23 protein-coding genes and 2 tRNA genes are annotated in these 20926 nt (G+C 60.9%); 17 read left to right on the top strand and 8 right to left on the bottom strand.

Features of this window, described 5'->3' with window-relative positions; genetic code table 11:
- Nucleotides 1-2022: 2022 nt before the first annotated feature.
- The 8 genes from BAUR9175_RS15445 to BAUR9175_RS15410 all read left to right on the top strand — a co-directional run bounded on the left by BAUR9175_RS15445 (nucleotide 2023) and on the right by BAUR9175_RS15410 (nucleotide 7661).
- Entirely contained in the window at nucleotides 2023-3297 is a 1275-nt protein-coding gene (locus BAUR9175_RS15445) for a protein rep (RefSeq protein ID WP_307722857.1), read from the top strand.
- Nucleotides 3298-3730: 433 nt separating this feature from the next.
- The gene (locus BAUR9175_RS15435) at nucleotides 3731-4126 is read left to right on the top strand and encodes a hypothetical protein (protein WP_141322642.1); all 396 of its coding nucleotides are present in this window, start codon (nucleotides 3731-3733) and stop codon (nucleotides 4124-4126) included.
- Nucleotides 4123-4440, top strand: coding sequence for a hypothetical protein (locus tag BAUR9175_RS15430; protein ID WP_141322641.1), 318 nt, complete (start codon nucleotides 4123-4125; stop codon nucleotides 4438-4440). Before BAUR9175_RS15435 ends, BAUR9175_RS15430 begins: the two co-directional genes overlap by 4 nt.
- An 808-nt stretch (nucleotides 4441-5248) precedes the next feature.
- On the top strand, nucleotides 5249-5965 hold the full coding sequence (locus tag BAUR9175_RS19415; protein WP_180959258.1) for an FtsK/SpoIIIE domain-containing protein: 717 nt from the start codon (nucleotides 5249-5251) through the stop codon (nucleotides 5963-5965).
- Nucleotides 5955-6161 carry a hypothetical protein gene (locus tag BAUR9175_RS15420; protein WP_101584343.1) on the top strand — a complete coding sequence of 69 codons (207 nt, stop codon included), beginning with the start codon at nucleotides 5955-5957 and terminating at the stop codon, nucleotides 6159-6161. Before BAUR9175_RS19415 ends, BAUR9175_RS15420 begins: the two co-directional genes overlap by 11 nt.
- The gene (locus BAUR9175_RS19410) at nucleotides 6154-6315 is read left to right on the top strand and encodes a hypothetical protein (protein ID WP_180959257.1); all 162 of its coding nucleotides are present in this window, start codon (nucleotides 6154-6156) and stop codon (nucleotides 6313-6315) included. The genes BAUR9175_RS15420 and BAUR9175_RS19410 overlap by 8 nt, the downstream gene beginning before the upstream one ends.
- 78 nt (nucleotides 6316-6393) lie before the next feature.
- Nucleotides 6394-6576 (top strand): helix-turn-helix transcriptional regulator, encoded by a 183-nt coding sequence (locus BAUR9175_RS19965; protein WP_101584341.1) that lies wholly within the window; start codon nucleotides 6394-6396, stop codon nucleotides 6574-6576.
- On the top strand, nucleotides 6576-7661 hold the full coding sequence (locus tag BAUR9175_RS15410) for a tyrosine-type recombinase/integrase (RefSeq protein ID WP_101584334.1): 1086 nt from the start codon (nucleotides 6576-6578) through the stop codon (nucleotides 7659-7661). Before BAUR9175_RS19965 ends, BAUR9175_RS15410 begins: the two co-directional genes overlap by 1 nt.
- A 9-nt stretch (nucleotides 7662-7670) precedes the next feature.
- Here BAUR9175_RS15410 and BAUR9175_RS15405 read toward each other — a convergent pair.
- Both BAUR9175_RS15405 and BAUR9175_RS15400 read right to left on the bottom strand, forming a co-directional pair.
- Nucleotides 7671-7747, bottom strand: a tRNA-Val gene (locus BAUR9175_RS15405).
- A gap of 78 nt (nucleotides 7748-7825) precedes the next feature.
- Complete coding sequence (locus tag BAUR9175_RS15400; protein ID WP_009882382.1) at nucleotides 7826-8317, bottom strand: TetR family transcriptional regulator; 492 nt, start codon at nucleotides 8315-8317, stop codon at nucleotides 7826-7828.
- 82 nt (nucleotides 8318-8399) lie between these two features.
- On the opposite strand from BAUR9175_RS15400, the gene BAUR9175_RS15395 reads away from it, so the two are divergent.
- A tRNA-Pro gene (locus BAUR9175_RS15395) sits at nucleotides 8400-8476 on the top strand.
- A gap of 121 nt (nucleotides 8477-8597) precedes the next feature.
- Here the strand turns inward: BAUR9175_RS15395 and BAUR9175_RS15390 are convergent.
- Complete coding sequence (locus BAUR9175_RS15390) at nucleotides 8598-8942, bottom strand: cupin domain-containing protein (RefSeq protein ID WP_096179023.1); 345 nt, start codon at nucleotides 8940-8942, stop codon at nucleotides 8598-8600.
- A 158-nt stretch (nucleotides 8943-9100) separates the two neighbouring features.
- Between BAUR9175_RS15390 and BAUR9175_RS15385 the strand changes: the two genes are divergently transcribed.
- On the top strand, nucleotides 9101-9700 hold the full coding sequence (locus tag BAUR9175_RS15385; RefSeq protein WP_009882385.1) for a DUF2249 domain-containing protein: 600 nt from the start codon (nucleotides 9101-9103) through the stop codon (nucleotides 9698-9700).
- Between the two features lie 42 nt (nucleotides 9701-9742).
- Here BAUR9175_RS15385 and BAUR9175_RS15380 read toward each other — a convergent pair whose 3' ends face one another.
- Both BAUR9175_RS15380 and BAUR9175_RS15375 read right to left on the bottom strand, forming a co-directional pair.
- The gene (locus BAUR9175_RS15380; protein WP_009882387.1) at nucleotides 9743-10171 is read right to left on the bottom strand and encodes a DUF1801 domain-containing protein; all 429 of its coding nucleotides are present in this window, start codon (nucleotides 10169-10171) and stop codon (nucleotides 9743-9745) included.
- Between the two features lie 27 nt (nucleotides 10172-10198).
- Complete coding sequence (locus BAUR9175_RS15375; protein WP_101584321.1) at nucleotides 10199-10675, bottom strand: Lrp/AsnC family transcriptional regulator; 477 nt, start codon at nucleotides 10673-10675, stop codon at nucleotides 10199-10201.
- Between the two features lie 70 nt (nucleotides 10676-10745).
- Here BAUR9175_RS15375 and BAUR9175_RS15370 point away from each other — a divergent pair, with 70 nt between their 5' ends.
- Together BAUR9175_RS15370 and BAUR9175_RS15365 are read left to right on the top strand one after the other, a co-directional pair.
- Nucleotides 10746-11966: a trans-sulfuration enzyme family protein gene (locus BAUR9175_RS15370; protein WP_502799281.1), complete on the top strand. Its 1221-nt coding sequence runs from the start codon at nucleotides 10746-10748 to the stop codon at nucleotides 11964-11966.
- Nucleotides 11967-12059: 93 nt separating this feature from the next.
- Nucleotides 12060-12824, top strand: a complete 765-nt coding sequence (locus BAUR9175_RS15365; protein ID WP_101584319.1) for a MerR family transcriptional regulator — start codon at nucleotides 12060-12062, stop codon at nucleotides 12822-12824.
- 6 nt (nucleotides 12825-12830) lie between these two features.
- On the opposite strand, the gene BAUR9175_RS15360 is transcribed toward BAUR9175_RS15365, so the two are convergent.
- Genes BAUR9175_RS15360 through BAUR9175_RS15350 form a run of 3 tightly spaced genes read right to left on the bottom strand, consistent with a single transcriptional unit; the run spans nucleotide 12831 to nucleotide 14201 of the window.
- Nucleotides 12831-13235 (bottom strand): HIT family protein, encoded by a 405-nt coding sequence (locus BAUR9175_RS15360; protein WP_009882392.1) that lies wholly within the window; start codon nucleotides 13233-13235, stop codon nucleotides 12831-12833.
- A 55-nt stretch (nucleotides 13236-13290) separates the two neighbouring features.
- The gene (locus BAUR9175_RS15355; RefSeq protein WP_009882393.1) at nucleotides 13291-13761 is read right to left on the bottom strand and encodes a peroxiredoxin; all 471 of its coding nucleotides are present in this window, start codon (nucleotides 13759-13761) and stop codon (nucleotides 13291-13293) included.
- Nucleotides 13758-14201, bottom strand: a complete 444-nt coding sequence (locus BAUR9175_RS15350; protein ID WP_029416782.1) for a DUF3052 domain-containing protein — start codon at nucleotides 14199-14201, stop codon at nucleotides 13758-13760. Before BAUR9175_RS15350 ends, BAUR9175_RS15355 begins: the two co-directional genes overlap by 4 nt.
- 262 nt (nucleotides 14202-14463) lie before the next feature.
- On the opposite strand from BAUR9175_RS15350, the gene aceE reads away from it, so the two are divergent.
- From aceE to BAUR9175_RS15325, 5 genes are all read left to right on the top strand, one after another.
- Nucleotides 14464-17226, top strand: coding sequence for a pyruvate dehydrogenase (acetyl-transferring), homodimeric type (gene aceE, locus BAUR9175_RS15345; RefSeq protein ID WP_009882396.1), 2763 nt, complete (start codon nucleotides 14464-14466; stop codon nucleotides 17224-17226).
- Between the two features lie 120 nt (nucleotides 17227-17346).
- Nucleotides 17347-18546: a PucR family transcriptional regulator gene (locus BAUR9175_RS15340; protein ID WP_009882397.1), complete on the top strand. Its 1200-nt coding sequence runs from the start codon at nucleotides 17347-17349 to the stop codon at nucleotides 18544-18546.
- 55 nt (nucleotides 18547-18601) lie between these two features.
- Entirely contained in the window at nucleotides 18602-19507 is a 906-nt protein-coding gene (locus BAUR9175_RS15335; protein WP_069600113.1) for an ACP S-malonyltransferase, read from the top strand.
- 19 nt (nucleotides 19508-19526) lie between these two features.
- Nucleotides 19527-20528, top strand: a complete 1002-nt coding sequence (locus BAUR9175_RS15330; protein WP_069600112.1) for a beta-ketoacyl-ACP synthase III — start codon at nucleotides 19527-19529, stop codon at nucleotides 20526-20528.
- Between the two features lie 118 nt (nucleotides 20529-20646).
- A complete protein-coding gene (locus BAUR9175_RS15325) occupies nucleotides 20647-20898 on the top strand; it encodes an acyl carrier protein (protein WP_009882400.1) in 252 nt (83 codons plus the stop codon).
- Nucleotides 20899-20926: the final 28 nt, after the last annotated feature.

The raw sequence follows: 20926 nt of genomic DNA, 5'->3' as shown, positions 1-20926 counted from the left end.
CAATGGTCGGCTCGAGCACCTTCGAGGATCGGCACTCGGGTTTCGTAACCTGACTCATTACATCGCGAGGTGCCTACTTGAGTCCGGTGGTTTCAGACCGGTTCTACACTCTTATTTACGATGAGCCAGATTCCCATGCAGACCCCACTCGGCAGGCTTGCACGTCTTCGCCAGTGAGCTTGCGCTGATAGACGCTTTGAGCTTTGGCCAGCTCGATCCCCTCGCGCTGGGGTTCGAGGATCCGCCCGCGCTCGAACTGGACTGCCCCGTTACTGAATATTTGCTTCGCTGGGGTCCACCGGTCGTGCCTCTGGGCGCCGGTGATCGAATTCAGCGTTGGCTCTTTTGGGGGCCATGCCCAATCGAAAACTTCTCGGCCCGGCGAGGGTAAACAAAGCTTTGCGCTGTAACGACCGGAACGCCTGTAGCGGCAACTACAGTGTTTCGCAGTGGTTGCGCCGAGAAGGCTCGCTACAAAATGCCCAGCCGCTGTGGAGTACGCCGGGGTCATGGTTGGCCACACCACGGTGCACGACGCCGCCCGGGCCCTCGCGCAGGCCTCCGCCAGATTCGTGACCACTCGACCTTCGAGTATTCCAGCAACGATGGAAGTCGGCGGCGCTGACCGACACCATAGTTGGTCCCCAAGGCCAATGTTGCCGGCCCCAAGCATAATATTGGCTGGCACCCACGGCTACAAATACTCACCAGTGGCCCCGACCGACACCACTCCTGGCCTCCAAAGGCAATACCGGTGGTCCCCTGAGGCAATATCGAGTGGCCTTCAAACCTCCAAATACTCAGTTACTCTAATGGGTACTGGAAGGAGCTGGTAAGGCCTTCCGATTACCCGGACCTGGAGTCCTCAGTAAAAGACCGGTCTATGGCTCCCTCCTCGCTTGGTGTCAAGATCCGGGTTTCGTAGAGACTGTTTTTTGGTATTCTGTGCGGCCACTGTCTCGGTGTCACCCTGCCTGATCCATACAGAACGAACCTCTATCAACCGACGATAATTAAAAGGTGAACGCAGCAGTTCCTAGATGTACCAAGCCACTCACTTCGAGTTCTCAGTCATCACGTCAATCAGCTCCGACCACCCCTTCCGAGAGATCAGCTCAGCCTTATCAACCGAATTCAGAGCATATGCTGATGTTGGCTTATGCTGAACTCCCGGGCGTTGTCTCCTGTCACAGCGTCATGGATAATTCAAAGGTCGGCATAACCAAAGACTGACATGCTTTTCCCGATCTTAGGAGAATGGCTATAGCCATGAACCGACAAGCAGACATAGGTTCTACCGACGACTGGTGGACAAGGCCGGGGATACGTCCTCGCCGCGATGGCGGCCCATTGAACCCGCTGATGAGAAAACTCATCGACTTGCTTTCCAAATAGGGGTACGCACTTACGACGTCGCATAACATTGTGCGCGCTGCACTCCGCCTCGGCGAGTGGATAAGTCGCGACGACATCGCGATCGCGGACCTTCAATCACACATAATCACAGCATTGATCCAGGCCGACAACGCTGCCCACCAAAGCCACAGGGTCGCGAACGAATCAACCGCGGCTGTCGCACGGTTCCTTCGCACCACGCAGCCCCTCTCACCCGTCCCCGCGGACGACGACATCGCCAAACTTGTGGATAAGGTTGTGGCTTGATGTCGGTCGTTCCCGAGCTGTATCCAAACGAGCCAGTTTAGATGTCACCAAACCCTGTATCAGTCCCGACCGATTCAGCCCCGATTTGGACCAGGTTTCAGAAGCGTTGGATGTTCATAGATCACAACGGTTCAGAAAGAAATGTGGGCAAGTGACCATTTCAACGGTTAAACCTTGACTCAGTAAGACTCTGACCAGGCAACTTATCGAATGTTAAACTGTGGGCCCAGAGGGACTTGAACCCCCGACCCTCTCGGTGTAAGTTCTCGAAACCGCGCTAATTCCAGCAATGTACTGTGTGCACGCGGTGATGTTGACGCATCTGCACGTACTCGATTGCACGGTCGGGGTGCGCCGGGGGTGCGTGCCACAGGGTCAAAGATTGCGGCCGAAGGCCGCGGGCCGGTGCCGACGACGACAAGGCCCGAGCACGGCCGGAGGCCGCGCGCAGGAGCCGCAGGAGGCAGCGAGCAACCGGCCCCCTCGGTAAATCGTGCCCAACTCTTCACTGCTGAGTCTGGTGATGCTCGTCTGGCCCGCCAGCAACGCCGGGCGGAGAAGTTCCAGCTGCGTTCGGATTTGCGTCGGTTCGCGAAGCGGAAGGCTGTGCAGTTGTGTGGGTCGCGGGTGTGTTCGTCGTCAGGTGTCGGTGTTCGAGTCACCGAAACCGCGTCGGGTCGTCGTGCCGGGTTTGCTGGCCTCTCGACCTGCGGTAGCCCGTGGGTCTGTCCAGTCTGTGCCTCGAAAGTGAGCGCGAGTCGTGCTGAGGACCTGAGCACAGTTCTCAACAATGTCCGAGCGGCTGGCTATGACCTGGCGATGGTCACGTTGACGGTGAGGCACTCGGCTCAGGACTCTCTCCGCGATGTTTGGTCGGCGGTGTCTCGTGGCTGGGGTCGAGTGACCAGTGGTAAGGCGTGGCTGGACGATAAGCGGCGGTTCGAGATTCCGGGTTGGGTCAAGGCGGTCGAGGTGACTCACGGCAAGAACGGGTGGCACGTCCATCTTCATTCTGTGATCGCCTACCGGGGTACACCTGCTGACGCGACTGCTCTGGGTCAGCGGATTTTCGGTCGCTGGCAGGCCGGTTTGAAGGCCACGAAGAAGCACAAGGGGTTCACTGCACTGCCCGGCTATGGGGTCGACGTCTCCGTCTCTGAACAGGGCGACCTCGGCAACCTCGGACGCTATCTCTCCAAGCAGGGCGCGGACCTTTCTGGGGTGTCGCGTGAGGTGACGCAAGGTGCCCAGAAGGTTGCTCGTGGCGGGAACCGTACACCGTTTCAGATTGCTCGGGACTTGGTGGCGCACGGCACGGCAGTAGATCGCGCCATTTTCGCTGAGTGGCAGGACGTGGCCCCTGGGCACCGACAGGTGTCGTGGGCGAAGGGCTTCCGTGAGCAGTTCGGGGTAGAGGTCGAGGCGACTGATGAGGAGATCGCCGCTGAGGAAACCGGCACCGTGGACGATACAGTCTGCGTCCTTCCTGCTGAGGAATGGCAGAAGGTCAAGCATCGCTCCTGGGAGCTGCTCGACGTGGCCGAGACTCGGGGGTCGGCTGGCCTACTGAAGTGGCTTGATAGTTGGGGCGTTGGTTGGCGACCAGCTCCCAAGCGAGCTGAGATTTCACGCTAGGGCGAGGGTCTGTGCGAAAATCCGCACCAACTATTGCATAGATACCACTATAGCCTTAGAGTGGAGATCAACACCGGAAACCGCGGTGTAAACGGTAACTATGAAAGGTTAGTCATGAGTTCAGAGATTACGACGCTTCAAGCGTTACTCCTCCAAACGGCGGCGGTACAGGTGCCGACTCTCCAAGTGGGGCTACTTACCCAGCTCTACAGTCCGAACCCGTTCGGACTTCGGTCGGATTCCGCGCGGGTGGTGTCTCCTCTTCGAGTGCATCGAGTATTCGGTCATCCACGCCGTTCAGTTCCGCAGACTCTTCACGCGCTCGGTGAAGCCGGGTTCCTAGACGTGGGTCTGGTGACTGGGGATAAGGGTGAGAGGATCTCGCCGACAGTTCGACTTCTCACGGATCGGGAGATTGTCAAGCGGATCGGGCTTGCCGAAGAAGCAGAGGAAGGATAAAGCGATGCTGTCGAGAATCAAAGTGGACGAGGGGTACGGCACGTATCAGCTGATGCGCGTGCTCCCGAGAATCGAGCGAGGTACCGGTGTTCAGCGGACGAATGCAGAAGGGGTACTCATTTACGACCTGGACTGCGTGTACCTCCCACCTGAAGGTGAAGGCGAGCTCGATCCGTTGAGGGTGAAGTTCGCGGGTACAGAGCCGAACATTCCTGCTAATTCTATTGTCCGACTTCTTGGCCTGGAAATCAGACCCTGGTCAATGGGTGATCGATCAGGGCTGGCTGCTTCCTGCGACGATGTACAGGTTGCCAAGCCGGTTCAGTCGTCTCAATCTGCGGAGCCTTCTAAGTCGAGGAGCGAATCGTGATGTGGATCGAGTGGCCGCCTGCGAACGGCTTCGATGTGTTCGGCTCGCTGTTCAACACAGGCGGACCTGCATGGATCTTAGTCGGTCTCGGCGTCCTGGCGACGGTCGTCCTGTCAGCGATGATTATGACCATCGTCCTCGTGGCTCGGGACCGTGGTCGCGCGTTTCAGCGTCAGGTGGATGCCGAGATTGAGCGTCGGGAGCGTCGACGTGGAGAGGGTAGCTCGGTTGGTCGCCACTGCACCCTCTCCACGTCTTCCGAATGGGGTTCCTCCACTCCAACTGGTTGGAAGGTGAACACCCATGATCAGTAGTCTATCGCGCAGCTTGCTCCCTTGGTGTGGCTTCGTGGTCAGGTCGCTGGTATGGGCCGTGGTCCTCGTCGCGATCTGGGGATCGGCGGGTCAGAGTGTATTCACCGGGTTGTTTTTCGTGCTGTTGTTCGTTGTTTCTGCGGCGCTGAGCCTCCCGATGCGTCCTCTCTTGTGGGCTATTTGGGTTTCGCGGCGGTCTGGTATCTCGGTCTCTCAGGCTCTGGCCTACGTCTGTCTGCGTCGGGAGTGGGATCGTATGCTCTGGCGGTCATCGGTTGGTGCGGTGCGTGAGGACGAACGGCAGGCGGGTCTGGTTGAGTCCGTGGTCCTTCGGGGGTATCGGCAGGATGGTGAGACTGTTCAGCGGCCTGATGAAGATCGCGACGTTCTCGTGGACTTCGTCCGTCTGGTGTTGGTCGTTGCGACGGGCTGGGCGCGTTGGTCGGACTTTGTCCGGTATTCAGATGTGCCTCGGATTGTTCGGGCATCGGTGACGAAGCACGGTGTTGATTTCACTGTGAGTCCGGCGGCGAAGGGGCAGACTGCAGCTGATCTCGGGTCGTCGGAGGCCATCGCGAGGGTCGAATCCTCTGCTCGGCTTGTCACGGGTTGCGGTGGTCTCGTCCTGCGTGCGTCAACATCGCGGACCTCCGCGTCGGTTGTTTGGTCTTTCGTATGGGCGGATCCCCTGGCCGTAGCCGTCCCGGTTCCGCCTGTGGACCTTGAGAGGTCTGTTGATCCGACTGCGCCGGTGCCAATAGGTCTCCACGAGTCTGGTGGCCTTTATGGACTGCAGGTGTACGGGAAAATGACCTTGCTGGTCGGCGGGACGGGCTCCGGGAAGGGTTCAGTGATCTGGTCGCTCCTTTTGGGGTTGGCTCCTGCGATCCGGGCCGGTGTGGTTCGGGTCCATGGGATCGATCTTAAGGGTGGCGTCGAGTTCACTACTGGCGTTGACCTGTTCCATCAGGTCGCCTACACGTACGCCGAGGCTAAGGACTTGCTGGCCGGTCTTGAGGATGCTCTGGAACAGCGGCTTGCCCACATGGTGGAGTCGGGTTCCCGTAAGCATGTCCCGTCTGCTGACCATCCTCTTGAGCTGCTGGTGGTGGATGAGGCGGCGAGTCTGACGTATCTCGCCCCGGATACGGCGACTTCGAAAAAGGTGGACGCCCATCTCAAACGTATCCTGTCGACAGGCCGCGCGGCTGGTTTCTCCGTGCTGGCCGCGATGCAGGATCCGCGTAAGGAGTCCCTGAGTACGCGGGATTTGTTCTCGAACCAGATCGCCCTTCGTCTGCGGACTGAGGATGACGCTCGTCTGGCCCTCGGTGCGTGGGCCGTTGACGCTGGTGCTCAGGCGCACATGATTCCTGAGACTCAGCAGGGCACAGGCTACGGAATCGACTCGGAAACCTCCGAGATTGTCCGGTTCCGTGCGTTCTGGTGCTCTGATGATGCGGTTCGGGGTGTGGCCGCCGAGGTCACTCTGTCCTTTATGGAAGGTGCGGACGATGAATTTTAAGCATCTAGCCGGTCGAAACCGGTATACGCCGCTCGATGACCTCTCGTTTGGCGACGTGCTGGAGGCGCTCAGAGAGGCGACTGTGAGTGTGTGTGAGGTCGAGGACCAGGAGCGTGTCCAGCGTCTCCTAGAGCGTCTCTCGTCCGCTGTTGATCTGGTGGTTGTAGAGAAGAACGAGGGTGATCAGCGTGGATGATCAGGTTGCCGGGGGTGCGCTCACGGACGAGGAACACGCGCTACTGGTCACCGGCCTGATTGCCCTGGGATTGCCCGAGGCTTGGGAGTTGATCGAGAAGCTTGATGAGGGCCGGCTGTTCTGGGTTCGGAGTGCTGACCAGGCCGAACAGTGATCTTTTATAGCCGGTGGATTGAGGAACGAGATCCGCGGGGTGCCGCGCACCGCGCAGGTGCAGGGATAGGAATCTGACATGAAAACCAAGAATCAAGAGCGTTTGCTCACACGTGCCGAAGCCGCCGACTTCCTTCAGGTGGATCGGTCGACGTTGAGCCGGTGGTTTCAGCAGGGTCGAGGGCCGAGGTGTCTCTATCTGGAGTCTCGAACTCCGCGCTACCGGCTCAAGGATTTGCTCGCGTACCTTGAGGGGGCGTGATGGCCTTCGTCCGTAAAACGTTGGCAGGCCGGTTCAGGGGTGTTGCCAAGTCGGGTCGGGTGAGCCTGGGTTCGAAGACGTTTGATCGTCGCCGGGACGCGTTGGCGTGGGCTGGGCAGGTGGAGACTGCTTCGGCTGGTGGTACGGACATTCGTGCCGGTCGGATGACGGTCGGGGCGTTGCTTCCGGTGTGGGTGGAGCATCGTTGGGAGACCGTAGCAGAGAAGACGGCAGAGACGGATGCCGAGCTGCCCGGTCACCTGTCGGCGGCGTTCAAAGCTCGCGCGGTGGGTGCGGTGACTCCCGCTGAAGTCTCAGCCTGGCTGACGAGGATGCTCAAGACGTATTCCTACGGGGCCGTGTCGAGGAGGCGTGACAGTCTCTCTGCCTTCTTCGAGTGGTGTGTGCGGGATCGTCGGATCGAGCGTAACCCGGTGCGTGCCGCGCCGATGCCGAAACGTCAGGCCGAGCAGGTCGAGATGAACCCGTTCACGGAAACCGAACTGACCGAAGTTGTTAAACAGATTAGGACCACATCGGAGCATTTTGCCGATGTGGTCCTTCTCCTTGGCTGGTGCGGCGTCCGGTGGGGTGAAGCTCGTTCCCTTCGTGTGAGTGATGTTCAGCAGGTGCCGGTGCCTGCGCTCCGTGTCCGGCGTTCCCAGTCGGAGGGCAAAGACGTGAAGACCACGAAGGGCCGCGCGGCGCGAACTGTCCCGTTGGCGAATGTCGCGGTTCCTGTGGTCGAGCGGCTCGCCTCTGGCAAGAAGGCAGACGACCTGCTCATTACCGGGCCGAGAGGCGGACAACTGTGGAACGCGAGATTCCGACACCTGACTGATTGGTCTGATCTGGGACGCGGTAGACGCCTCCATGACCTCCGTCACACAGCGGCGTGTATGTGGCTTAGTCGCGGTGTGGACTTGGCAACGGTCTCGGCCTGGCTAGGCCATTCAACAGTGACGATCACAAACGAATATTTGCACTACCTCGGCACGGCGGCGGACCGGGCCGCTTTGGTGCTTCTCAATGATGGGGGTGCGCCGGGGGTGCGCGATGACGAACAGGAGACGAACGATGACTGACATTCTTGCTGGTGGGCCCAGAGGGACTCGAACCCCCGACCCTCTCGGTGTAAGCGAGATGCTCTAGCCAACTGAGCTATAGGCCCCACAACAGCTCAGAAGCGATGCTCCCAAACGTGCTTGATCAGTATGCCATATGGCAGGCACGCAGACGAATTCTCTATTCAGGCACCGGCAGTCTCCAGCAGCTGAGCCGCAGTTTCTGCAAAGTTCTCACTGGCACGTCCGGACTCGATCCCGAAGAGACTGCGATTCTGTTCGATCGCCACTGCGCCCAGCGCGTATGCCATCACGCCATGGGAGACCGTCTCCCCCAATACATCGACGCTCAACGCGCCAGGAGTCACTTCGCCGGGGGCGATCGAGTAGCCGAGCAGCATGATCTCAGCACCGTCACGGTAGGTCAGAAGAATGTCTCGCAGAGCCATCGCAGTCACAAGCGGGTCAGAAGTCGACGGACATCGCGCATCCACTTCAGCATTCATCCGTGTGGCGATGAGGACGAAGAGCTCCTGCTTATCCTTGACGTGCCAATACAGTGCGGAGGGCTGAACGTCGAGCTCACGTGCGAGCCTGCGCATCGACAGATCGCCCAAACCGTAGCGTGAAAGGATGTCGAGGGCGGTAGTCGTGATGCTCCCAGCAGTCAGTGCCAATGAGCCGTTCCTTCCATTCGCAGATGGTCGACCGTGCCGATTTTTCAGAACGCGTCGCCATCGCTATAGTAGTTCCTGGTCGCGGGATATAGCGCAGCTTGGTAGCGCGCCTCGTTCGGGACGAGGAGGTCGTGGGTTCGAATCCCGCTATCCCGACCATGTAATGTGTCGCGACATCGTTCACTCGATGCCGCGGCACATTTTTCTTGCCCTTCGCGATCCCAATGGGATCTCTCCTGGTCAGGACCAGTGGAATCGTCACCGGGGCCGAGGCAGACGGTCAGCTGACATCGGTTCGAATGATCAGCAGGAAAGCAGAGTCCTCATGTGCCTGCACGGAGTGTCGCTCCGGAGGAATCGTCATAATGTCACCGGCGCGCAGGTCCCACGACTCCTCGGCTGACGACAAAGCCACACTCCCCTGCAGTACCTGCAGTGTCGCCTCTGGCGGAGAATCGTGTTCGGCCATCGTAGTTCCTGCCGTCAAGGTCAGCAGAGCCTGTTTGAGATAGCGCCCACTATAGACACTGTGGGCAGCCCGCCCACTGCTCGCGCCTCGAGCCTTCTGCAGAAGCTCCTCGGCCAACTCGCGGAGGTTCTGGATGTGTGGATTGTCAGTCATCATCTGTCCTGTCCTGCTCGTTCGACTTCTGCTGCTTCGACACCGTCCGTGACGAGTGGCCTGTGCTGTCATGCTCTGCCGAGAGGAAATCATGCATCGACCCGGTAGTCCTGATGCTAACTTGTAGTTGATCGATGTGTGACTGACTTTGGAGGTTGACCATGGCCGATGGCCCAGTACCCGAAACCGTTGACGTTCGGACGATTCCCAAGCCTGAGCGACATCCGCTCTTCATGGCGGCCTATCAGAAACTCGACGTCGGCTCCGGTCTGGTCCTCATCAACGACCATGAACCCAAGAATCTCAAGATCGAGATGGAGGCAGAGTTCGCCGAGGCGATGGCCTGGGAACCACAGTCCTCAGATGACGAGGACTTCCGGGTTCTCATCAGCAAACGAGCAGCAACGCCTCTCCCCCGCGTCCTTGCCGATGTGGGGGAACTCGGCGGGGTGGCGGAGACCTCAGGTTCTGTGTGGCAGCTCCAGCCTCAACAGCGTGATCTCGATGCGAACATCATCGCACTCTCGCCAGGGGGTGAGATCAAGGAACACGTCGGGCCGGCCCTCGATGTCCTCATCCACATCCTCGACGGCGGTGGAACCCTGGAGACAGAGCTGACCACGATTCCACTCGCGCCGGGTCAGATAGTCTGGTTGCCGTGTCTCTCTCGTCGACGCTTCCTCGCCGACGAGGCTCAGGGCCTGCGGTACTTCTCGGTCCATCAGCGCAAACAGGGACTGACGATCACCAGTCGACACTGACTCAGACGAAGCAGACGTGCGACGCTGCAGTCCAGGCTGCGGTCAGGACGCGGACTCGGGATCGTCGGGGCGCTCAAACGCAATGGTGATGAGTCTGCGCAGCACCGACTCGTCAATGTCTTCCAACTTGCGCACATACACGCACCCAGCGCCTTCGGTGTACGTGCCGAGGCTGGTCAGCAACGCCGCTCCTGCTGGTGAGTCCTTGAGCCCGTAAAGCGACAGCTGAGCCTTACGAGGTGAGAATCCAGTCTTGGGCCAGTGGCCCCGGTTGCGCGGATTCGACGGTGAAATGTACTGGTACTGCCCGTAACCCACGATCGATGGGCCCCACATCACCGGCTGCGTGCCAGTCACCTCGGTGAAGATCGCTGCGAGCGTGAACCCGTCCTCGCGGCGCTTGTTCGGAACGGCAGCTGCGAGGAACTCGTTGACGTCGACGTCGGTGGGCTGAGTCTTCTGACTAGTCATGGCTCAATTATGGGCTCTCGGCGGCGTTCAGGCACCGTCGGGAATCCAGGCGAAGCCGTCCTGAACCTTGTAGATGAGGTTGGTTCGCGTATGGGCGACTGCCGGATAACGAGTGAGGTAGTCCAGAACAAAGGACTGGACCGCCTCGGTGTCGGTGGCGACGATGTGGAGCAGATAGTCGTCAGCTCCTGCCATGTGGTACATCCGCACAACCCCGGGAAACTGCGGTGCTGCAGCGGTGAAGGCATCGATCTCCGCCCGGTCATGTTTGGCCAGACGGATGGAGATCAGGGCCTGCAATGGGATGCCCACAGCTGCGGCATCGATGTCGACGCGAAAGCCTCTGATCACGCCCAATGTCTTGAGGCGCTTGAGGCGAAGCGAAACCGTCGACTCCGAGATGCCCACCATAGATGCCAAAGCGATACCGGATGCTCTGGCATCTTCACTGAGAGCTTTGAGCAGCTGTCGATCAACATCATCGAGTTCCACTTTCTGCGACATGACTCACAGTCTGGCATATGTGATTCAAGAAGCTTCGATAGGAGTACACAAAATCACGGATTCTTGACTGATGATTGCAGTTAATAGCAGGAATAGCTTGAATGCTGATATGACCTCACTGCACCCAGAAACGCTCATGGTCCACGGCGGAATGAAAGGCCTCACCGAGGCAGGAGTCCACGTACCGGCCATCGACCTCTCGACCACCAACCCAGTCAACGATGTCGCCACCGGCGGTGACTCCTACGAATGGCTCGCCACCGGCCATACGCTCAAGGACGGCGACTCGGCCGTCTACCAGCGCCTCTGGCAGCCCGGTGTCGCACGCTTCGAGACCGCGCTGGCCGGGCTCGAACACGCTGAGGAAGCAGTCGCCTTCGCCACGGGCATGGCCGCAATGACTGCCGCACTTCTCGCGGCCGTCAGCGCAGGAACACCCCACATCGTCGCAGTGCGTCCCCTCTATGGCGGAAGCGACCACCTCCTCGAAACCGGACTGCTGGGGACAACAGTCACATGGGCAAAGGAAGCCGACATCGCCTCGGCGATCCAAGATGACACCGGACTCGTCATTGTCGAGACCCCGGCAAACCCCAGCCTGGACCTTGTTGATCTCGACAGTGTCGTCTCAGCCGCCGGCAACGTGCCTGTGCTGGTGGACAACACATTCTGCACACCTGTTCTCCAGCAGCCCATCTCCCACGGAGCGGCCCTCGTACTGCACAGCGCGACAAAATACCTCGGCGGTCATGGCGATGCCATGGGCGGCATCATCGCCACCAACGCCGACTGGGCGATGCGCCTGCGACAGGTCCGAGCCATCACAGGAGCCCTGCTCCACCCCATGGGCGCGTATCTCCTTCATCGGGGCTTGCGCACTCTGGCCGTGCGCATGCGCGCGGCTCAGACCACCGCCGGTGAGCTCGCTGAGCGCCTGGACGCGCACCCTGCCATCTCCGTCGTCCACTACCCGGGACTGAAAGGCCAGGACCCACGCGGACTGCTCGGACGCCAAATGTCCGGTGGTGGTGCGATGATCGCGATGGAGCTCGCCGGTGGATTCGACGCCGCCCGCAGCTTCGTCGAACACTGCAACCTCGTCGTCCACGCGGTGTCCCTGGGCGGCGCTGACACTCTCATCCAGCATCCGGCGTCACTGACTCACAGGCCAGTTGCGGCCACGGCGAAGCCCGGCGATGGTCTCATCCGACTCTCTGTGGGACTCGAACACGTCGATGACCTGGCAGACGATCTCATCGCTGCCCTCGACGCGAGTCGGGCCGCTGCCTGAGCCGGCCGACCCCGGTCCGCTGCCTATCCAAATTGGCCACGTGCTCACTGCCCTATTGACATTGACGCGACGTCAACTTCTAAGCTGATTGTCATGGACTGGTCCATACAGGAAACAGCGCGGATGACGGGGACGACGAGCCGAACACTGCGTCACTATGACGCGATCGGCCTCTTGCCACCGACGTACATTACCGACAACGGATATCGCTGCTACGACGAGACAGGGCTGGTGCGCCTGCAGCGCATTCTCCTTCTCAAGGAGCTGGGCATGCCGTTGAACCAGATCGCCGAGGTGCTCGAGAGCACCTCGGACCCGATTGCGGCACTGGGCGAACACGTGCACAGCCTCGGACGCGAGCGTGCACGGATCGAGCGGCAGATCGCCGCCGTCACCGCGACCATCGCACGATTGGAAGCAGGTGAACCTCTCATGGCAGAGGAAATGTTCGACGGTTTCGACCATCGCAAGCACAAAGAGGAGGTGACGCAGCGCTGGGGCCCTGAGGCCTATGAGTCGTCTGCGCATTGGTGGGAGTCCCTGAGGCCCGATGACAAGCAGTCATGGAAGGCGGCAGTCGACCAGCTGAATCAGGATTGGGCGAACGCCGCCGAGGCAGGGGCCGACCCCGAATCGGATCGCTGCCAGGACCTGGCTCACCGTCACGTTCAGTGGCTGAGAGCTGTTCCGGGGACTCCAGCGAACGATCCCAGCGGTGACATCGACGGATATGTCCGCGGGTTGGCCGACATGTACGTCAGTGACGCGCGCTTTGCCTCCAATTACGGTGGCACCGAGGGCGCGGAGCTGGTCCGAGACTCACTCAATCACTACCTCGAGGCGAACGCGGACCGCTGAGCGTGATCAGGACTGCTGCTCCAGGGCTTGCCGAATCTTCTCGGCAGGCCCTGCCAGCTGTTCAGCAGTCTGCATCTCAGCCCGATCAGAGATATCGAAGTCGGCGATCTTATTCGTCGGCCAGACATGGATATGCAGGTGCGGGACCTCATAGCCCTGGATCATCACGCCGATGCGCTCACAGTCGAAGGCCTCCTGCTGAGCACGTCCCACCTTGCGACTGACGGCCATGAGATGGTCCAGCAGGTCCTGGTCCGCGTCGATCCAGTGCGAGATCTCTTCCCGGGGTACGACCATGGTGTGGCCCTCGGTCATCGGCGACACATCGAGGAATGCAACGCACAGGTCGTCCTGGTAGACGAAAGTGCCCGGAATCTCTCCGTTGATGATCTTGGTGAAGATGGTGGCCATGTTTCATTCCTCCTTGCTGATCCGATGATCACGCTGATCCGATGATCACATCGACTCAACCGCGAAGTGCTCGCGCTTGAGCGACATCAACGGAGAAGTCACGCGTCTCGGTTCGTGCGACCTGTCGACTGGTCACGATCGTACCCGTTTGCGAGATGACGAAGACTCCGCGTTCGGCCACACCGTGATCGGCATCGAAGACTCCGTAGGACTTCGCCACCTCGCCATGGGGCCAGAAGTCAGAACCCAGATCGAGTCGAAGCCCACGCTCGCTCGACCATGCGGCGAGCGTGTACTTCGAATCCACGGACATGCCGATGACCTCGATCGGTGCGGACTCTGCGGCCAGAGTCTGCCCCAGGTCGTCCAATGCTCTGACCTCGTCACCGCACACGGGTGAGAAGGCGAACGGAAAGAAGACGAGGATGACAGCCGACCGGCGAGACACCTCGGCGAGGTGGATCGTGGACCCGAACTGATCGGGCACACGGAAATCAGGGGCCCGGTCTCCGGGCCGAAGGATCATGAGAAGTTCTTTTTGCCTACCAAACGGAAGCCTGCCCAGTGCTCGGCTGCGCTGACCGTCGAGGTCACGTGCATGCCTGCTGTGGGAGCTGCCTCGGAAATGTCGGCCGGGCTGATGTGGCCGGGGCGACTTGCCTTGGGAGAGAGGAGCCAGACGACTCCGCCTTCCTTCAATGTGACCTGCGCGTCGACGAGACCATCAATCAGGTCATCGTCGTCAGAACGCCACCACATCAGGATGGCGTCGAAGACACCGTCTTCATCGCCGTCCGCGATTTTCTCACCAATGATGTTTTCGATCGCCTGGCACAGGTCCAAGTCGACGTCATCGTCGTAGCCGATTTCTTGCACATAGTCTCCCGCAGCCAAACCAAGGTTGTGGCCCAGCTCGTTGAGGAGGGTCGACGTGGAAGATGTCCTTTCGGAAGAGGAGTTACTCATGCCCTTATTGTTCCGTCAAGTGTGCCGGAGGCGCAAATGGCGGCGCGTCAAGACGATGCAATCGGCTGCAAAGAGCATCCAAGACTATGAACTCGTCATTGAGATCACAAGATTTCGCCCCAGCGAAGATCGCGCGGGAGGACTAGGCTGATGGAAGTATCTGGTGGACCCTGGGCTCAATCATGATTTGACCGCCCATTCCACCTGACCCACCGGATCTTGACACCAACGAAGATCGTGGAGCTGAAGAGAGGACCACACCGTGGACAATCGGAAACAGGGCGGACCGATTCTCAATGGGCTGCCCAGCCAGGTGCCCGACATCGATCCCGAAGAGACTGAGGAGTGGCTGGCGTCGCTGGACGGCCTCATCGACGAGGGCGGACGATCACGCGCACGGTACGTCATGCTGCGGATGCTCCAGCGTTCGCGAGAGAAGCAGATCGGCGTGCCCAGCCTGACAGCCACCGACTACGTGAATACGATCGGTCCCGAGAACGAACCGTGGTTCCCCGGCGACGAAGAGGTGGAGCGACGCTACCGGCGTTGGAACCGCTGGAACGCCGCGATGCTCGTCCACCGCGCTCAGCGGCCCGGAGTCGAGGTCGGCGGTCACATCTCGACCTATGCCTCATCGGCCACGCTCTACGAAATCGGCCTCAACCACTTCTTCCGGGGCAAGGATCATCCCGGCGGCGGTGACCACATCTTCTATCAGGGCCACGCCTCACCGGGTATGTACGCTCGCGCCTATCTCGAAGGCCGGATGAGCGAACAGGACCTCGACGGATTCCGTCAGCAGCAGTCCCATCAGATCGACGGCAAACCCAGCGGACTGCCCTCCTATCCCCACCCGCACCAGCTGCCTGACTTCTGGGAGCACCCGACGGTGTCGATGGGCCTGGGACCGATGAACGCGATCGCGCAGGCACAGTTCGACAAGTATCTGCAGAATCGCGGCATCAAGGACACCTCGCAGCAGCAGACTTGGGCGTTCCTCGGCGATGGCGAGCTCGACGAACCGGAGAGCCGCGGCATGCTCCACGTCGCCGCCTTCGAAGAACTCGACAACCTCAACTTTGTCATCAACTGCAACCTGCAGCGCCTCGACGGACCGGTGCGCGGCAACGGCAAGATCATCCAGGAGCTCGAAGCCTACTTCCGCGGTGCCGGATGGAACGTCATCAAGGTCGTCTGGGGCCGCGAATGGGACGAACTCCTGGCCAAGGACCGTGACGGCGCCCTCGTCAACCTCATGAATGCCACCCCGGACGGTGACTACCAGACGTACAAGGGTGAGTCGGGTGGATTCGTCCGTGACAACTTCTTCGGTCGCGACCCTCGCACGAAGGCCATGGTCGAGGACTACAGCGACGAGAGGATCTGGAACCTCAAGCGCGGTGGACACGACTACCGCAAGGTCTACGCAGCGTACAAGGCCGCCGCCGAGCACACCGGTCAGCCGACAGTCATCCTCGTCAAGACCGTCAAGGGCTACTCCCTGGGACCGCACTTCGAGGCCCGCAACGCCACACACCAGATGAAGAAGCTGACGATCGACGATCTCAAGCTGGCCCGTGATCACTTCCAGATTCCGATCTCGGACAAGGATCTCGAGGAGAACCCGAAGCTGCCTCCGTACTACCACCCCGGGCAGGATGCTCCGGAGATCAAGTACATGCAGGAGCGACGTGCGGCACTCGGCGGGTACTCCCCCGAACGGCGCAGCAAGCACATCGATCTCAAACTGCCCTCCGACAAGGCCTTCGACGCCGGCAAGCGCGGTTCGGGCAAGCAGACGATCGCCACCACCATGGGATTCGTCCGCGTGCTCAAGGACCTGATGCGCGAAAAGGAGTTCGGCAAGCGCATCGTGCCGATCATCCCCGACGAGGCCCGCACCTTCGGTATGGACTCGTTCTTCCCGACGGCGAAGATCTACAACCCGCACGGCCAGAACTACATCTCGGTCGACCGCGACCTCTTCCTCGCCTACAAGGAAGCCACCGACGGTCAGCTGCTCCACGTGGGCATCAACGAGGCCGGCGCCACCGCAGCTCTCACCGCCGTCGGCACGTCCTATGCCACCCACGGTGAGCCGATGATCCCGTTCTACATCTTCTACTCGATGTTCGGGTTCCAGCGCAGCGGCGACTTCTTCTGGGCCGCAGGAGACCAGATGGCCCGCGGGTTCATCCTCGGCGCCACCGCCGGACGGACCACGCTCGTGGCAGAAGGACTGCAGCACGGAGACGGTCATTCCCATCTGCTGGCCTCGACCTACCCGTCGATCGTGTCCTACGACCCGGCGTACACCTACGAGATCGCCCGCATCGTCCGTGACGGCATCCACCGCATGTACGACCCGGCCGATGAACGCGACCCCAACGTCATGTACTACCTGACGATGTACAACGAACCGATGGTCCAGCCTCCTGAACCCGAGGACCTCGACGTCGACGGTGTGCTCAAGGGCATGTACCTGCTGTCAAAGGGACCGGACAACGGTGGCCCGAAGGTTCAGCTCATGGCCTCCGGAGTCGGTGTTCCGTGGGTCCTCGAGGCCCAGGAGCTGCTGGCCGAGGACTGGGGCGTATCCGCCGATGTGTGGTCGGTGACGTCATGGACCGAACTGCGTCGCGATGGGCTCAATGCCGAAGATGACCGGCTGCTCAATCCTGACGCCGAGGCCCGTGTGCCCTACGTGACTCAGAAGATGTCCGAAGTCGAGGGTCCCGTGGTGGCAACCTCGGACTTCATGCGTGCGGTACCGGATCAGATCCGGCAGTACGTGCCCAGTCACTTCACTTCGCTGGGCACCGACGGCTACGCGATCTCGGACACGCGTCCGGCCGCTCGCCGCTACTACCACGTCGATGGACCCTCGGTCGTGACTCAGGCCCTGATCTCCTTGGCCGATACCGGGGCGATCTCGATCGATAAGGCCGCCGAGGCGGCTCGGAAGTACCAGCTCGACGATGTCACCGCTGGTACTTCGGGTTCAACCGAAGGTGCGGGCGCCTAAGCACACCGTGTCAGGCGGTATGGCCGGAGTCTCCAAGACTCCGGCCATACTTGTCCCCAACGACAAAAACTTGTGTGTCGTGTACAAGCGAATTGTGTTGAAGCGTTTAAAGTGGAGTCCATGACAACAGACGCCGAGACGCTCCGGCGCCGCGCAGAGACGGCACGTCGTCTCCGGGCCGGAGTGGGAGTTCTTTCCACTGTGACCCTGCAGAGACTCGAAGCTCGGCTCCCCTGGTACCGCAGCATGTCGCCCTCGGATCGCTCCTGGGTCGGACTCTTGGCCCAGTCAGGCATCTCGTCCTTCATCGACTGGTATCGCAAACCCGATACGGATCTGCGGGTCGTCAGCGAGATCTTCAAGTCCGCCCCCCGCGACCTCATCCGAGCCATCAGCCTGCAGCAGACGCTGCAGCTGCTCAAGGTCGTCGTCGAGGTCGTCGAAGAACGAGTACCCGACATTGCGCGTGCGGTAGAACAGCCGGCCCTGCGGGAAGCCGTCCTCGTCTACTCCCGTGAGATCGCCTTCGCCGCAGCAGACGTCTATGCCCGAGCCGCCGAAGCCCGGGGCAGCTGGGACGCCCGCCTGGAGGCGATGGTCGTCGATGCCCTCGTCCGCGGTGACTCCGTCGACGAGTTGGCCAGCCGTACGGCGGCCTTCGGTTGGCAGTCCGAGGGACCTGTCAGCGTCCTCGTCGGACGGGCCCCGCAGCGGTCGGCCAAACGCGGCCTCGACGTCATTCGTCGCAAGGCCCGCAAATGGGCCGATGATGCACTCGTCGGCATTCACGACAACCGACTGCTCATCGTCCTCGGCGGTGCCACCGAACTCGACACCGCCGTCGAAGACCTCTCCGACTGCTTCGGACCCTCCGAGGTCATCGTGGGTCCCAGCGTGTCATCACTGGCCGAAGCCGCCACCTCGGCGAAGGCAGCGATCATGGCGCTCAAGGCCGCCACCGCCCGCCCCGACTCCCCACGCCCCGTCAGGGCAGAGGAGCTCCTACCTGAACGTGCCCTGGCCGGGGACACCGTCGCACTGGGAGAACTCATCAGCCGCTACTACGAACCGTTGACCTCGGGGACTGGACAGCTGCTCAAAACAGTCAGCGCCTACGTCGAATTCGGTTCGTCCTTGGAAGCCACGGCCAAGGCGCTGTCCGTCCACCCGAATACGGTGAGATACCGGCTGCGGAAGATCACCTCGGCGATCTCACTCGATCCCACAGTCTCCCGCGACGCATTCGTCATCCACATCGCATTGGTCTACGGGCGACTGTCAGATGCCGGGCTATTGTCGAACACCGACAAAACACACTGATCTGTACGATCCATCCACTAGATTGAACACCGAAGTCGAGCGAAAAGAGAACTGAGTGCTAGCAATCACCTGCCCGGGCCAAGGTGCCCAGAAGTCGGGCTTTCTGAGTTCCTTCCTGGAACTTGACGCCTTCGCCGCACAGATCGACGAACTCTCCTCCGCATCCGGGATCGACCTGCGAGAGCACGGAACCGAATCGGATGATGAGACCATCAAGGACACAGCTCTGGCGCAGCCGCTGCTCGTCGCGTCAGCAATCGCGTGCGCAGCGGAACTCGGAGTCAAGGCCGACTATGTCGCCGGACACTCCGTCGGTGAGATCGCGGCAGCACAGATCGCTGGGATCTTCACAGCGTCTGACGCCATGCGCTTCGTCTCTGTCCGTGGTGCCGGCATGGCATCCGCCGCCGCCCATACACCAACGGGAATGTCAGCCGTCGTCGGCGGCGACCCCGAGGACGTTCTGGCCGCGATCGAAGCTGCCGGGGCAAGCCCGGCCAATGTCAACGGCGGCGGGCAGACCGTGGCAGCAGGATCGAAGGAGAGCCTCGGCAAGCTAGCCGAGAACCCACCGGAGAAGGCCCGAGTCATCGCCTTGCCTGTGGCCGGTGCCTTCCACACCGATTTCATGGCTCCGGCAACCGCTGAACTGGCCGCCACCGCCTCGGCGCTGGAGATTGCCGACCCGGGCACGAAGATCCTCAGCAACTCCGACGGCACCGTCGTCGAGGACGGACAGGACTACGTCGGCCGTCTCGTCAAACAGGTCACCAACCCGGTCCGCTGGGACCTGTGCCAGGAGACCCTCCTGAACGCGGGCATCACCGGAATGATCGAACTCGTCCCCGGTGGAACTCTCACCGGCATTGCACGACGCGCCATGAAGGGCGTGGAGACATTCGCCATCAAATCCGCCGCAGACCTCGACGGGGCGCGTGAGTTCGCCGCGGCCCACGCCTGATCATCAAAGGAAGACCACCATGCCAACACTGAAGACCGCAGAGCCCGGAAGCTTCTCCAAGATCACGGGCATCGGCGCCTACCGCGCCGAGAACCTCGTCACCAACGACGACATCGCCGGCCCCATCAACTCCTCCGATGAGTGGATCCGCCAGCGCACCGGCATCATCACCCGCAGGCGGGCCAGCAAGGACGTCGGCGTCCTCGACATGTGCGAGGAAGCAGCCCTCGAGGCAATCGCATCTTCGGGCCTCAAACCCGAGGACATCGGCGGCATCATCATCGCCACCGTCACCTTCGAGTACTTCACACCGTCAGCGGCAGCGGCACTGACCGATCGCCTGGGAACCGGCCACATCCCGGCCTGGGACATCAGCGCCGCATGCGCCGGCTACTGCTACGGCATCGGACAGGCCGACGCACTGGTCCGCTCCGGAGCCATGGACAACATCCTGGTCATCGGCGCTGAGAAGCTCTCCGAGGTCATCGACCCGGAGGATCGTTCGATCTCCTTCATCCTCGGTGACGGAGCCGGCGCTGTCGTCGTCTCGTCCTCCGACGAGCCGGGCATCTCGAAGACCGTCTGGGGTTCGAAGGGTGAGAACTGGTCGACGATCCGTATGACCGAGTCCCTCTATGACGTCCGCGACGACCGCGAGACCCCATTCCCGACCCTTCGCCAGGACGGGCCGACCGTCTTCCGTTGGGCCGTCTGGGATGGTGCCGAAGTGGCCAAGGAGGCCCTTGCCGAATCCGGCATCGAAGCCTCTGACCTGGCTGCCTTCATCCCCCATCAGGCGAATATGCGCATCATCGACGAACTGGCCAAGCAGCTCAAGCTGCCCGAATCAGTCGTCATCGCTCGAGATATCGCAGACAACGGCAACACCTCCTCGGCGTCGATTCCCTTGGCCACCGAGCGTCTGCTGCGCGAACAGCCCGAACTCAGCGGAGGATTGGCACTGCAGATCGGTTTCGGAGCCGGTCTGGTCTTCGGTGCACAAGTGATCCGTCTCCCTTAAACGGGTTCATTCACGGAAAACTCTCCGTGAATGTCCTAAGATATTCGGCGGGACACTCGTCGAAAAGTTCCTCAACCAGTCGACCAACCCTCGGCTGACACTAGAAAGTAGGAAAGTAATGGCATTCACCGAAGCTGAAGTCCTCGCTGGACTGGCAGAGATCGTCAACGAAGAGACCGGTTTGGCTGTGGAAGCAGTCGAGGCCAACAAGTCTTTCACCGATGACCTCGACATCGACTCCATCTCGATGATGACCATCGTCGTCAACGCTGAGAAGAAGTTCGGCGTGAAGATTCCGGATGACGACGTCAAAGACCTCGTCACCGTCCAGGACGCTGTTGACTACATCAACAAGGCTCAAGAGGCCTGAGAAACTAGCCGTACACGGCCCGTCCACC

Origin of the sequence: Brevibacterium aurantiacum, assembly GCF_900169065.1 — a bacterium.
Lineage (GTDB): Bacteria > Actinomycetota > Actinomycetes > Actinomycetales > Brevibacteriaceae > Brevibacterium > Brevibacterium aurantiacum.
This window is presented reverse-complemented; position numbering and strand designations above follow the sequence as displayed.